Raw genomic sequence first — 13,003 nt, forward strand, 5'->3', positions numbered from 1 at the left:
GGAGTGGAAGGTGCGAGACTCTCGGCTAGGACAGGCGGGCAGGTGAGACACTTAAGAGTGACACGTACAAATGTGGCTCACCGCCTGCCCCGCGGAAAGCGAAGCACCTGAAGCGGAAATCAACCCCATCCAAATGCTACAAACATAGCGAAAAAACGACGGAGGCATTTTATGCAGAATATTATAGATGTACAAGGTTTAAGGAAAGAGTTTAAGTCCTTTTCAAGCCGTTCTGGTTTGAAGGGGGCGTTTCGTGATCTTTTTACACGAAATTACACGATTAAAACAGCAGTAGATGATATCTCTTTTACGATCAAAAAGGGAGAGATGGTAGGGTATATCGGGGAAAACGGTGCAGGAAAATCTACTTCGATCAAAATGCTAACAGGCATTCTTACACCGACTGACGGAAAAATTGTCGTGAATGGCATGAATCCGCATAAAGAGCGGGAGAAGTTCGTGAAGACGATCGGTGTTGTTTTCGGTCAGCGATCACAGCTCTGGTGGGATATTGCGGTTCAGGAATCATTCAGACTGTTAAAGAAAATCTACAATGTTCCAGACCAGCAGTATGAAGAGCATATGAAGGATGTCATTGAAACGCTTGATATCGGCCCGCTCCTCGATAAGCCAGTACGAAAGCTGTCACTGGGTCAAAGAATGCGCTGTGAATTGGCGGCAGCTCTCATTCATAATCCACCGCTTCTTTTCTTGGATGAGCCGACGATCGGCCTCGATGTTCTTGTTAAACTTAAGATTCGTGAGTTTCTAAAAAGAATTAATGAAAAGTACGGTACGACGATTCTCCTAACAACACACGATCTTTCTGATATTGAAGCGCTTTGTGAGCGTGTAGTTATGCTTGACGAAGGTAAGATCATTTATGATGGACCATTAAAAGAGCTTCGTGAAAACTGGGCAGAAGGGAAGCAGATTCAGTTTCAGTTCAGTGAAGAAACAACATTGGAAGAATTGCAGCATCTCACTCAAGAACACCTGGTTGTTTGGGAAAAGGGAGAGAGCGATCTTGTATGGGTAGCCTCTGTTGATAGCGACGAGACGGTGATCTCAGGAGTAATCGGTAAAGTGACGGCTTCTAAAAAGATTGCAGATTTAAAGATTCTCGAGATCTCGACAGAAGAGATTATTCGAAATATTTATGTTGAAGGTGCTGTTCGTCATGGGTAAGTATATCGAGATGATTCGCATCCGCTTTTTAATGATGCTCGCATACCGGACGAACTATTACAGCGGAATCTTAATCTATAGCATCAACATTGGTGCGTATTACTTTTTGTGGAGTGCTATTTATGGAGGGAAAGAAAACATTCAAGGACTTTCCATCACACAGATGACAACGTACATTGCCGTTGCGTGGATGGCGCGTGCGTTTTATTTCAATAATATCGACCGTGAAATCGCGATGGAGATTAAAGAAGGAAAAGTAGCCGTTGAAATGGTTCGGCCTTATCCCTATTTAAATATGAAGATGATGCAAGGGCTCGGTGAGGGAATCTTCAGGCTTTTATTCTTCTCTGTTCCTGGAATGGTCATCGTAGCTCTCGTGTTCCCGGTGGAACTATCAACGAACATGAGTACATGGTTATTCTTTTTCCTATCGATTATTTTCAGCTTTATCATCAATACACAAATTAACTTGTTAGCTGGAATCGCAACTTTCTTCTTATTTAATAATGATGGCCTGATTCGTGCAAAACGTGTAGTCATAGACCTCTTTTCTGGACTTATCCTGCCGTTAAGCTTTTATCCGATGTGGGCACAAAACGTGATGAGCTACTTGCCATTTCAAGGAATCAGCTATATACCCAGCATGATTTTTACGGAAGGTTTTAAAGGCTCACAAATTTATGAAGCCCTGATCAACCAAGCAGTCTGGTCACTGCTTCTTATCATACCTGTGTATGGATTATGGATTTTAGCGAAGCGGCAGCTTGTGGTTCAAGGGGGGTAGATGCAGATGGACTATATTTCAATCTTTTTTCAGTACGTTGGACAATATTTAAAAACAAGGCTGACTTATCGCGCGGACATGGTCGTTGAAATTTTCTCTGACTTGTTGTTTCAAGCGGTTAATCTCGTGTTTATCCTCGTTGTTTTCGGACATACGAGTCTTCTTGCTGGGTGGAGCAAGGATGAGATGATCTTTATCTATGGGTTCTTCCTCGTGCCGTTTTCAATTTTTGCTTCTTTCTTTAATATTTGGGATTTCACGGACAGGTATATTGTGAAAGGTGAGATGGACCGTATTCTGACAAGGCCGGTTCACAGCTTGTTTCAGATTGTTTTAGAGCGAATGGAGCTGGAATCGCTTTTTGGTGTGATCACAGGATTAGTGGTTATGTTTTATGCTGGAAATCAACTTGGATTAGAAATCAGCTGGTATGATCCCTTTATCTTTATCCTTCTTGTTATTGGCGGAGCGCTTGTGTATGCTGGGATCTTTATCGCCTTAGCAACGATTGGTTTTTGGTCAGATTCGAGAACAGACATTATGCCGATGATGTACAACATCGGCAATTATGGAAGATATCCTGTTGATATTTACAACAAAGTAATCAAGTACGTGTTAACGTGGATTCTTCCGTTTGCATTTGTCGGTGTTTATCCTTCTTCCTATTTTCTAAGAAGAGAAGAGTGGTACACGTATGCTTTTTTAACCCCTGTAGTTGGACTTGTCTTTTTCTTAATCGCTGTAGCGTTATGGAATGTTGGGGTAACCAAATACAGAGGTGCAGGAAACTAAAGAAAACCGTTCTCCAAAAGTGGGGGAACGGTTTTTTGCTTAGTAGATAGCTTGTTTATCTAAACTTTTTTCAAGGCTTTTCGTCATGATATTCACACATAAGATTAAAAGAGTATATGCAACTACAGGAATCATAACAACAAAAGGTTCGAGCATGAGTTCCCGGTGATACATACTGATTAGCCCTGTCCATTCGTTCGAAACAGTAGAGTAGTTGTTAAATTGATCATGCACTTGACCTGACGTAATCTTAACTCCGCCAATAAACAAATGATAAATAGCCAAGTGGAGCATTAAGGTTAGCACTTGCGAAAATTGCCTCCCCGAAAGAACGAATAGTCTCGGCCATAAATGTGGCAGAACATGGCGTATGGTAATTTGTAAGGAGGATGATCCCATGTGTTTAGCGCAAGTCACATAATCATTTTGAGATAAGGAGTCAGCTGTTTCTGCGATTATTTTTGCTAATGGAAAGATTCCTGCTGCGATGAGGACAACCAATTGAATGACTAGTGTTTCAGTATAACTAAGAAAAGAATCTGTTCTTAGTTCGTAAAAATAAAGCGGAGATAATACTAGCAGTACGATCAAGGATTGAGGGACAAACTGAAAGCCTTGAAGCAAACCACTCACCCAGTTGTTTAAAAACAAACGTTTAAAGACAAGTCCGCCAATAAATGAAAGCAGCATTCTTCCAAATGTAATAACAAGTGCGAAAAATATGGTATATTTTGCGCCATCCATTATGGCGTAGAATAAATCTTTTCCATTTCGGTCCGTTCCAAACCAATTGTCTGAAGATGGACTAAACGGGGGAATTTCCAGTGATTTTTGATCAAAATGATAGCGGAACTGCTCTATAGCAGGTTCGGGCATTAGATTTGGAATGACAATACTTATGAATAGAATGCTAGTCAGCATAACAATCCCTACATAAAAAGCATTTATTTTACGCAGCATTTAAAACCCTCTCTTTCTTGATAAACAACTTTACCCCTTTTATGACTGCAAAAAGAGGAATTGTGATAAGCATCAGCAGCATAGCCCGTGTTTCTGCTGGCTGCTCACTAAGCAAGATTTGTATAATTCCATTCAAGTTAAAGAGATATTCTAGGATGATCATCTGACTAAAAAGCAAGAGCATCATAAACGGAAGGTGTATAGACAGTTCCCGAAGTGTATTTTTTAGTAGATGATGAAAGATAATCTGTGAATGACCGAGCCCTTTTGAACGTGCAAAGGTTATATAGTCTTTTTCCATTTCGGTTTGAGATAATGTTAACTGCATTCTGAACAGATAAATAGTTGGTACAATGCTCAGTGTTATAACGGGTAAGAAAAATGAAGGTTCTCTGCTAGATGTGAATGGATTTGCTGCAAGGAATCCCGTTTTTTTATAAATCCAAACAACAGCCAATTGGATGCAAAATACAAAGAATAGATCAGGCAATGCTTCAAGAAGCTCACTAATATGTAATGCAGTCTTCTTAAATGAAGCGGGAAGCAATTCTGCTACCCACCCTAAAAATAAAGCCATCACGAATGCAGCTGAAAAGCTAATCAGCAGCAAGCCTAATGTATAAATAACAATATTCCAAATCTCAGGAAACAGTGGGATCTCATAGATTTCATTCACAAATTCGTATGAAATATTTACGGGCATAGGCTCTAATATCATATTCTGAGAATGGATATATAAAGTGAGAGAGTCTGGTCTTATGAGAGTTGTAAGTACCTCTAAAACAGACTCTCCGTATCTTGAAATGCTAAAATTAATCCCGTTTTGATCCGCAATAAAAGAAGGAACTGCGGCAATAAGAATAATGCTTATACTCAGTAAAAATAGTTGTTGAAGATCTAAAATGAAATTCCTCATTTAACAGCCCCCCTTTTTAAGTGAGATCGGGTATAAAGATATATTCATCCAAAACAGGCTGCTGCATAAATTGAGCAACATCTGTTCGAAGTGACTCTAGTCTGTCTCGTTTCCCTGTGTAGAACACGTAATAGCCTTTTCTTTGCGTTTCGGCTAACCCGCATGAAAGTAACTGCTTTAAATGATTTGATACGGTAGCTTCAGTAAGATTGTATTTATGCGCAAGCTGTTTTGTGCTGTATGGATGGTGAAGCAAGTCTTGCAGGATCTTAAGTCTTGTTGGTTCACTGAGTGCCTTTAACAAGGTAATTAAATCTTCAGGCGGTTCATGATTTTTTTCTGAATCCGGTACCGCCACATGTAGGGCAATGGCTACACGGTCTTGATTGCAGCAAAGCATGACGTGAGGTGTAGCGAACGTAGAAGGCTGAATCACAAGTCTCGGAAACTCCTCAAAAGAAAATGTATAAACATCATTCTTCTTAATTCTTATAGAGTTGGACGTTACTGTAACATCGGGATGTATGCTGTTTAAACTTTCGATTTTTGAGTCACTCAGTTCTTTCTTAAAATTTTCAGCTGCTCTTGCAATCCAAGGAGTAATCCTGAAAAGTTCTTCTGCAAACAAGTGACGGTTGTACTCATAAAAGAAATCACAGAACTTCCTTTTCCAGGCTGCAGCATGTAAGAGGATGTCCTTTTCAATCGAATGAAGAGGTGCTGAAGCAGGATTGTTTTTCCACTTTAACAAAGAGTCGCTGCCATATTTCTCCCCTAGCATGAGATAGGAAAACGTGAGGTCTGGGAGGAGTGCTAGCCGTTCAACGGCTTCTTCGACGGTTGCTTCATTAAACTGAAATTCGTTCCGAATGTTTATGAAATACATCCAGTCATAAAAATGCGGGCCCCATTCCTTGATTAAAAGTAAAAGATCTTGAGGCAATTTCTTTTCTGCTTTTTCAGCCCATGCAAGTCGATAAGGGTGGTGAGCAGGATTTTGAATAACATGAAGACTCATAATCATCTCGTTAAACGGAGAAAAATCAACCGAAACAAATGCCACTTAAATCATCCTCTCATTGTTAATTTGATTAGCTTAAAGCCTAATCAGTTAATCCGAATTCCAAAATTACAAATAATTTACATTCTGATAGGTAATAAGTCAATACTTATTTTTTTGGACTTAAGACCTGATTTTCTACAAATGAAACCTAATTGCTATAAAAGAACATTAGAAATCCTGTAAAATATGAACATACTTACATTGCTTAGCAGAAATGAGGAAGATAGATATGAAAATCATGGTTATAGCAGGAAGCCCAACAGCGGAATCCAGAACAAGAGGAGTTGCTCAGTATGCGGCTGAAGTTCTGCGAGAGTTGAATGTTGAAGTCTTATATTTTGATGTAGGAATCGATAAATTGCCTTTATTCACAGGTGATGCAACTTCCGCTCAGAACGAAACGGTGAAAAAGCTGGCTGACTATGCAGAGCAAGCAGATGGGTTTTTCGTAACGAGTCCTGAGTATCATAGCGGAATAAGCGGGGCTTTAAAAAATGCTCTTGATTTCTTGGGTGGAAAACATTTTAAAAACAAGCCTTCAGCTATTGCTGTAGCAGCAGGCGGTGGAAAAGGCGGAATCAATGCTCTTGCGAATTTACGCACGGTGCTTCGTGGTGTCTACAGTCTTGTGCTGCCTGATCAATATGTAGCTGATCCGGTAAACTTTGATGAAGGCAATGTGCTAGTGGATGAGCTAGCTCAAACGCGTGTCCGTGAACTGGCAACACAGCTAAAAGAATTAACAGAGATCGTATCTGTCAATAAAGCGAAATCTTAAAAAGTGTAAGGGCAGTCTGTATAAAGCGGACTGTCTTTTTTTAATTCTTTTTAAAAAGGTTGTTGCTAGACAAGTATTTTGGTTCAATTTCCTTCATTGATAAGTTGGTTGGAGCGCAAGGTGCGAGACTCCTGCGGGACAGGCGGGCAGTTCGAAATGTGGAAGTGGCTCGTTCAGCCCCGACAAACAAAAGGTGAATGGGCTAGGAAGGCGCACTTTGCCTTCTTAACCATTTAACTTTTGACCTCGAGGGGCTAGCCACTGTGCCTAGACAGGTGAGACACTTAAAAGTGAAACGTATAAATGGGGCTCACCGCCTGCCCCGCGGAAAGCGAGCATCCTGGAGCGGAAACCAACCACTTTCAAAAGCTACAAAGTTTTTCAAAAACAGCCTTTTCATATAAGGCTGTCCTATTACAACCGCCTTTTTCATATGATGAATTGAGGTGGACTTGATGGAAAAAGCCGTTTTGGTCATATTGCTTATAACAACTGCAACCCTAATCGTCCGGAGTATCTGGATGCTCTTTAAACATCCCGGAATAAAAGAACATCTGATGCCAGTGAGTCATCTGCTGATTTTGTTTATCGTATACGGAACGATCATTTCGGGGTTCGGACTCATCTATGCACTTATCTCATTAATGGGATATCCCGTCATAAAATTAGAACTCAATCAAAGTGACTTTTTTTCTTTTATAGAAGCCTGCATCTATTTCAGCAGCACAACGATCCTTTCTGTAGGGTATGGAGATATCGTGCCAGTCGGGGCAGGACGGTGGATTGCAGCACTTCAGGCTTTAATTGGCTATCTTCTCCCGATTGCTTTCGTATTATCTTCTGTTGTTCACCACAATAAGATCGCAAAATAGTTGTGTAAAAATGAATAAATAGGCTACCCTTTAAGAAGAATGTTTTAAGGAGGGCCAATTATGACCATAGAAACAGGAAGTAAAGCACCAGACTTTAAACTCCCAGCAAGCAGCGGGCAAGATGTTCAATTATCAGACTTTAAAGGGAAAAATGTCGTGCTCTATTTTTATCCAAAAGATATGACACCAGGATGTACAACACAAGCGTGTGACTTCAGAGATCGTCACGCTGATTTTGAAAAGCAGAACACCGTTATTATCGGGGTTAGCCCAGATCCGTTGGCTCGCCATGATAAGTTTATCGAGAAGCACGGTCTGCCATTTATTCTATTAGCAGATGAGGAAAACAAAGTTGCAGAGCTATATGACGTTTGGAAGCTGAAGAAGAACTTTGGTAAAGAATATATGGGTATCGAACGTTCCACTTTTATTATCGATGGAGATGGAAACATCGCAAAAGAATATCGAAAAGTAAAAGTGAAGGATCATGTTGAAGAAGCACTGAAATTTATAGAAGAAAATCTGTCGTAGAAAAAAGCCCTCGAGAAATCGGGGCTTTTTAACTTTCATGAAGTTCTGTTACAGGGATGTCCATTTCGTTATCTGGCTGTTCTCTCGTATAAGCTCTTGCTGTCTGATTGTTTTCGTCTACGGATTGAAGCCAGACCGGTGTTCCATTATGCAGAACTTCAATTTCCTTTTCCGATTCAATGATCTGCTGAGCGCGCGATACGTTCATATAAGTTCACCTCCACGCTTGTTATTATGCAGCAGGGGCTATCACTCTATGCTTTGCATTTTAATAAATAGGCATAAAAGAATATGCGTGATAAAATAAAATAGTGTGAATTTTATAACATATATTGTCGGGGGTATACATAATGAGAGATGAGCGTTTAACGACGTTAGCAAGAACATTGCTGACACATTCACTAAAGGTTGAAAAAGGACAAAAAGTACTGATTACCTCTTTTACAGCTGGGAAGCCACTTGTAAAAGAACTCGTTCAAGAAACATACAAGATGGGAGCTTATCCTTACGTACAGCTTGCTGACGAAGAGATTTCTCGTGCTTTGATGATGGGTTCAACAAAAGAGCATACGGAAGCACAAGTGAAATGGGATTTAGCTCGCATGGAGGATATAGATGCTTATATCTCTATTCAATGTAAAAATAATGATTCTGAGTTCTCTGAAGTTCCGAGTGACATCTTTCAGATGAAAGCAGAGCTGAACAAGCCGGTTCAAAACTTGATCATCAATGACCGCCAGTGGGTATTGTTGAACTATCCTACAACAGGTCTCGCTCAAATGGCTAAAATGAGCTTAGAAAAGTTCACTGATTTTGTTCTTGATGTGTGTAACGTTGATTATAAAGCGATGGCAGAAGCGCAAAAACCGCTTCACGCACTAATGGAACGTACGGATAAAGTTCGCATCACGGCACCAGGAACTGATCTGACGTTTTCAATCAAAGGAATTCCTGCTGTCATGTGTGCAGGTGAGAACAACATCCCAGATGGAGAAGTATTTACAGCACCAGTAAAAGATAGTGTGAATGGATCCATTACATACAACACACCTTGTCCTTATCATGGCACAACATTTAATAATGTAAGTCTTACGTTTAAAGATGGGAAAATTGTTGAAGCCACTTCTGATAACACAGAGAAATTAAACGAAATCTTTAATACGGATGAAGGCGCTCGTTATGTTGGTGAGTTTGCGATCGGTGTGAATCCGCTGATCCAGCATCCAATGGGAGATATTTTATTTGATGAGAAGATCGCCGGAAGCATCCACTTCACGCCTGGAAGAGCTTATCAAGATGCATACAACGGAAACGAATCAGGCATCCACTGGGATATGGTATTGATTCAGCGTTCAGAATACGGTGGAGGAGAAATCTATTTTGATGATGTATTAATCAGAAAAGATGGTTTGTTCGTTCTGCCAGAACTTTTAGGACTTAATCCAGAGAACCTTAAATAAAACAGCAACAACTAAAAAGCGGGGAGCACGTTCCCGCTTTTTCTATTCCATTAAAAAAGAAGGTGTTTCTCATGATTCTTTCAAGTGCAAGGTTAAGAGAAGAAATAAAAGACGAGATCAAGAAGCGTTTTCCTGAAGAAGAGTTCCAGTTTTATAACAATATGAAAGAAGCTAAGGCGTATCTTACTCAAGCCGAAATTCTCCTATCGTACGGAGAAGATCTGACTGATGAACTGGTTGCTGCGGCAAAAAAACTTAAATGGATCATGGTCATATCAGCAGGTCTCGATAAAATGCCTTTTAAGGCCCTAGAAAAACAAGATGTTCTCATCACGAATGCACGAGGCATTCATAAAACACCGATGGCAGAATATACGATTTCGATGATGCTTCAAGTGTCACGTCAGGCGAGTCAGCTTTTAGAAAATCAAAAACAGCACAAATGGGATCGGAAAGTTCCGATGACTGAGATTTCTGGAAAAACTATCGGCATACTAGGTACTGGCGCAATCGGATGTGAAATAGCGAGACTGGCAAAGGCATTCAACATGAAAACAATCGGCTTTAATAGAAGCGGACATCCTGCTGACAATTGCGACTTCATTCTGGACAAAGAAGGAATCAGTAAGCTGTATGAAGAAAGTGATTTTATCGTAAATGTTCTTCCCTCTACTCAACAAACTCATCAATTTGTAGGAGAAAGAGCATTTTCACTCATGAAAAAGAGTGCGATATTCATAAACATTGGAAGAGGGACGACAGTTAATGAGGAATTGCTTATTCAAGCACTGAGAGAAAAGAAAATAAGCCACGCTGTACTCGACGTGTTTGAAAACGAACCATTATCGGAAGACAGCCCGCTTTGGGATATGGAGAACGTAACGGTTACTCCACACTTATCAGGGATTTCTCCTCAATACCAAGAAAGAGCGATTGAAATCTTTTGTGATAATCTAACCTACTTTAGAAAAAATAAGTGCGAAGAGATGGCCAATGTCATTCCGTATGACCGGGGGTATTAATATGAAAATATACACAAAAACTGGAGATAAAGGAACGACGTCATTAATATTTGGTGAACGCGTTTCTAAAAATGATGTACGGGTAGACGCATATGGAACGTGTGATGAAGCAAACAGCATGATCGGATTTGGGGTCAGTCTATTGCCGAAGGAAGATTGGGCAGCGGAAGCTAAAGTAATCATGCAAAAAGTACAAACGGTTCTTTTTCATGTTGGCGCAGAGCTAGCAACACCTTCAGGGAAAGAAGTGGCGTGGAAGTTAAAAGAAGAGGATATTCGTTTCCTTGAAGAGACCATTGACGAATGGCAAGCGGGACTTAAACCTCTTAAACAATTTATCCTTCCGGGAGGTTCACCATCAGCAAGTGCTTTTCATACAGCACGTACGATTACGAGACGAGCAGAGCGGATTGCTGTTGGAATAGAAGGAGTTAATCCACTCGTGATGTCTTATTTAAACAGACTATCTGACTTTTTGTTTATTGCAGCACGCTATGTAAACGAAAAGATGCAGGTTAATGAGCCTGTGCTGCACAAAGATCATTCATAAGATACCACTTCAATTGACAAAACCTGTAGGTAGCAGTAGACTATTTATAACGATTACAAAGTAAGAATTCTTAAAGAAATGGGGTGCATGACGATGTCTAGCGCAAAAATCAATGCCGCAATTGACAACTTAAAATCAGCAGGTGTTCGTATAACGCCTCAGCGTCATGCTATCTTAGAGCATCTTATCCAATCAATGTCCCATCCCACCGCTGATGAGATCTACAAGGCCTTGGAAGGGAAATTTCCAAATATGAGTGTTGCAACAGTTTACAACAACCTTAGAGTCTTTAAAGAAGCGGGTCTTGTTAAAGAACTGACTTATGGAGACTCATCAAGCCGATTTGATTGTGTGACAACGGATCATTACCATATCATCTGTGATTCATGCGGAAAAATTGTAGATTTTCATTATCCAGGATTAGACGAGGTAGAAAGTCTCGCAGAATCGGTAACAGGCTTTGATGTAGGACGTCACCGGATGGAAATTTACGGAGTATGCCCGGATTGCAAAAGAAAACATTAAAAAAAAGCTGACTTCCCATACGGTGAGTCAGCTTTATCTATTTTCTTTACGCATTTGGCGTTTAGAATTGTATTTTTCATCAAACTCTTCGCCTTCAAGACTTTTATCCATCGTAAGCGGCTGATTACAGGACATGCAAGCATCTACACGACCCAAAACTTTTGTGACCTTACCACAGTTCGGACAGACTACCTGTACAGCTTGGGTAGAGATCATTCCGATCCAGAAGTAAACACCAGCACTTGCTATTGTTGCGATAAACCCAACCACCATAAAAATGGACATTACGACAAAACTTGTCTTGAAAAACAGGCCAGCATACATGATGATAATACCTATAAACACTAGGCTTAAGGCAAACGTACGTATTTTATTAATTTTACTCGTATACTTTATCATACCTGTCCCTCCTCCGTTCATTAGTATAACATATGAACTCTCTAGAAAAGAAAAAGGATTTCTTTATTTGATGTTGAAAGATAACAAACAGGATTTTGTTAAAATGGGAGATGAGCTTCATGGAAGATATTTTACGCCCGCTATATCAAGAGAGAGCAAGTAATGAAAACACTCTAGGTGTTCTTTTTGTAGAAAAAAACAAACCGTTCAGCCCTGGAACTGATCACTTTGACTGCATTCTTCTTATAATAGTAAAAGAATCAGATCAAGATCAATCGTGGATGATTAAACATTACGAATTCGAATCAGGATCAGCTGCTCTGCATGTTGTAACAGAAGACCTACTTAATTCTTGGCTGATGCTTGGATCGAACAGAAGAGCTGTAGACTGGGTAATGAACGGCAAGGTTCTGTTTAACCGTAACGAATACATAACAAGATTGCGTGACAGGCTGCACGAGTTTCCTGCAGATGAAAGGACTCATAAGATTGGTCTGGAGTTTGCGAAACTGCTCCGTCGTTATAATGATGGAAAAGAATTATTTCACTCAGGTCATTATTTAGATGCATTCAACAACATCATGCATGCTCTTCATCACCTTGCTCGCTTATCTGTTATTGAACATGGATACTATCCTGAAGTTACCGTTTGGAATCAGGTTAAAATCATTCAACCGGAAATCTTCAAGTTATATGAAGAACTCGTCACAGGTGAAGAATCCATTGATAAACGAATTGAACTTCTTTTACTCGCATCTGAGTTTTCCCTTTCTTCTAAAACCAAATTAGGGGCCAATCATTTGTTAGGTATTATTAAACAAAAAGATGAGTGGGCTTATCATGAATTAATGGAACATAGTGAGGTTCAGGACTACGCAATTGATCTTCCAATGATCCTTAATCACCTAAAAGACAAAGGGTATATTAAAACGGTTAAACGAGAAACAAAGAGTAAAAACCTATACCATCGGTACTACTCAATAAAAGAATAAACTTTTTTATAAAAAGGTGTTGACCTGTTTATCTATATCGTGCTATATTATTTCTTGTCGCTGCGACACACAGAAACAATGTTGCAGACGGGAAACACGATAAAAAAACAGGTTGACATCTTGTTTTTAAGATGCTATCCTAATAAAGTCGCCAAAACGAGCGGCTAACAA

At 39.9% G+C, this 13,003-nt stretch carries 16 protein-coding genes; 11 read left to right on the top strand and 5 right to left on the bottom strand.

All coding sequences use genetic code 11. From position 1 onward, the window contains the following. The first annotated feature begins 171 nt into the window (after window positions 1–171). The 3 genes from AWM68_RS20755 to AWM68_RS20765 are packed head-to-tail and all read left to right on the top strand — an operon-like array spanning window position 172 to window position 2,764. Entirely contained in the window at window positions 172–1,188 is a 1,017-nt protein-coding gene (locus tag AWM68_RS20755; RefSeq protein ID WP_066246046.1) for an ABC transporter ATP-binding protein, read from the top strand. Continuing rightward, window positions 1,181–1,972 (top strand): ABC transporter permease, encoded by a 792-nt coding sequence (locus AWM68_RS20760; protein WP_066246047.1) that lies wholly within the window; start codon window positions 1,181–1,183, stop codon window positions 1,970–1,972. The genes AWM68_RS20755 and AWM68_RS20760 overlap by 8 nt, the downstream gene beginning before the upstream one ends. Window positions 1,973–1,978: 6 nt before the next feature. Continuing rightward, window positions 1,979–2,764 (top strand): ABC transporter permease, encoded by a 786-nt coding sequence (locus tag AWM68_RS20765; protein ID WP_066246061.1) that lies wholly within the window; start codon window positions 1,979–1,981, stop codon window positions 2,762–2,764. 39 nt (window positions 2,765–2,803) lie between these two features. Here the strand turns inward: AWM68_RS20765 and AWM68_RS20770 are convergent, their stop codons facing one another. Genes AWM68_RS20770 through AWM68_RS20780 form a run of 3 tightly spaced genes read right to left on the bottom strand, consistent with a single transcriptional unit; the run spans window position 2,804 to window position 5,703 of the window. Beyond that, complete coding sequence (locus AWM68_RS20770; RefSeq protein WP_066246048.1) at window positions 2,804–3,724, bottom strand: ABC transporter permease; 921 nt, start codon at window positions 3,722–3,724, stop codon at window positions 2,804–2,806. Beyond that, window positions 3,714–4,640: an ABC transporter permease subunit gene (locus AWM68_RS20775; protein WP_066246049.1), complete on the bottom strand. Its 927-nt coding sequence runs from the start codon at window positions 4,638–4,640 to the stop codon at window positions 3,714–3,716. Before AWM68_RS20775 ends, AWM68_RS20770 begins: the two co-directional genes overlap by 11 nt. Before the next feature lie 16 nt (window positions 4,641–4,656). Beyond that, on the bottom strand, window positions 4,657–5,703 hold the full coding sequence (locus AWM68_RS20780) for an ArsR/SmtB family transcription factor (RefSeq protein ID WP_066246050.1): 1,047 nt from the start codon (window positions 5,701–5,703) through the stop codon (window positions 4,657–4,659). 229 nt (window positions 5,704–5,932) lie between these two features. On the opposite strand from AWM68_RS20780, the gene AWM68_RS20785 reads away from it, so the two are divergent. From AWM68_RS20785 to bcp, 3 genes are all read left to right on the top strand, one after another. After that, the gene (locus tag AWM68_RS20785; protein WP_066246051.1) at window positions 5,933–6,481 is read left to right on the top strand and encodes an NADPH-dependent FMN reductase; all 549 of its coding nucleotides are present in this window, start codon (window positions 5,933–5,935) and stop codon (window positions 6,479–6,481) included. Window positions 6,482–6,936: 455 nt separating this feature from the next. Further along, on the top strand, window positions 6,937–7,353 hold the full coding sequence (locus tag AWM68_RS20790; protein WP_066246052.1) for an ion channel: 417 nt from the start codon (window positions 6,937–6,939) through the stop codon (window positions 7,351–7,353). Window positions 7,354–7,413: 60 nt separating this feature from the next. Continuing rightward, on the top strand, window positions 7,414–7,884 hold the full coding sequence (gene bcp, locus AWM68_RS20795; protein WP_066246053.1) for a thioredoxin-dependent thiol peroxidase: 471 nt from the start codon (window positions 7,414–7,416) through the stop codon (window positions 7,882–7,884). Window positions 7,885–7,912: 28 nt separating this feature from the next. Here the strand turns inward: bcp and AWM68_RS20800 are convergent, their stop codons facing one another. Then, window positions 7,913–8,092: an H-type small acid-soluble spore protein gene (locus AWM68_RS20800; protein WP_066246054.1), complete on the bottom strand. Its 180-nt coding sequence runs from the start codon at window positions 8,090–8,092 to the stop codon at window positions 7,913–7,915. A gap of 142 nt (window positions 8,093–8,234) precedes the next feature. Here AWM68_RS20800 and AWM68_RS20805 point away from each other — a divergent pair, with 142 nt between their 5' ends. The 4 genes from AWM68_RS20805 to perR all read left to right on the top strand — a co-directional run bounded on the left by AWM68_RS20805 (window position 8,235) and on the right by perR (window position 11,441). Next, window positions 8,235–9,344, top strand: a complete 1,110-nt coding sequence (locus AWM68_RS20805) for an aminopeptidase (RefSeq protein ID WP_066246055.1) — start codon at window positions 8,235–8,237, stop codon at window positions 9,342–9,344. A 71-nt stretch (window positions 9,345–9,415) separates the two neighbouring features. Next, window positions 9,416–10,366, top strand: a complete 951-nt coding sequence (locus AWM68_RS20810) for a D-2-hydroxyacid dehydrogenase (protein WP_066246056.1) — start codon at window positions 9,416–9,418, stop codon at window positions 10,364–10,366. Between the two features lies 1 nt (window position 10,367). After that, window positions 10,368–10,916: a cob(I)yrinic acid a,c-diamide adenosyltransferase gene (locus AWM68_RS20815; protein WP_066246057.1), complete on the top strand. Its 549-nt coding sequence runs from the start codon at window positions 10,368–10,370 to the stop codon at window positions 10,914–10,916. A gap of 93 nt (window positions 10,917–11,009) precedes the next feature. Beyond that, a complete protein-coding gene (gene perR, locus AWM68_RS20820) occupies window positions 11,010–11,441 on the top strand; it encodes a peroxide-responsive transcriptional repressor PerR (RefSeq protein WP_156488497.1) in 432 nt (143 codons plus the stop codon). A gap of 33 nt (window positions 11,442–11,474) precedes the next feature. On the opposite strand, the gene AWM68_RS20825 is transcribed toward perR, so the two are convergent. Next, complete coding sequence (locus AWM68_RS20825; protein WP_066246059.1) at window positions 11,475–11,840, bottom strand: YgzB family protein; 366 nt, start codon at window positions 11,838–11,840, stop codon at window positions 11,475–11,477. 119 nt (window positions 11,841–11,959) lie between these two features. Here AWM68_RS20825 and AWM68_RS20830 point away from each other — a divergent pair, with 119 nt between their 5' ends. Next, window positions 11,960–12,832 carry a nucleotidyltransferase-like protein gene (locus AWM68_RS20830; protein ID WP_066246060.1) on the top strand — a complete coding sequence of 291 codons (873 nt, stop codon included), beginning with the start codon at window positions 11,960–11,962 and terminating at the stop codon, window positions 12,830–12,832. Window positions 12,833–13,003 lie beyond the last annotated feature (171 nt).

It is taken from the genome of Fictibacillus phosphorivorans (genome assembly GCF_001619875.1).
Taxonomy (GTDB): Bacteria; Bacillota; Bacilli; order Bacillales; family Fictibacillaceae; genus Fictibacillus; species Fictibacillus phosphorivorans_B.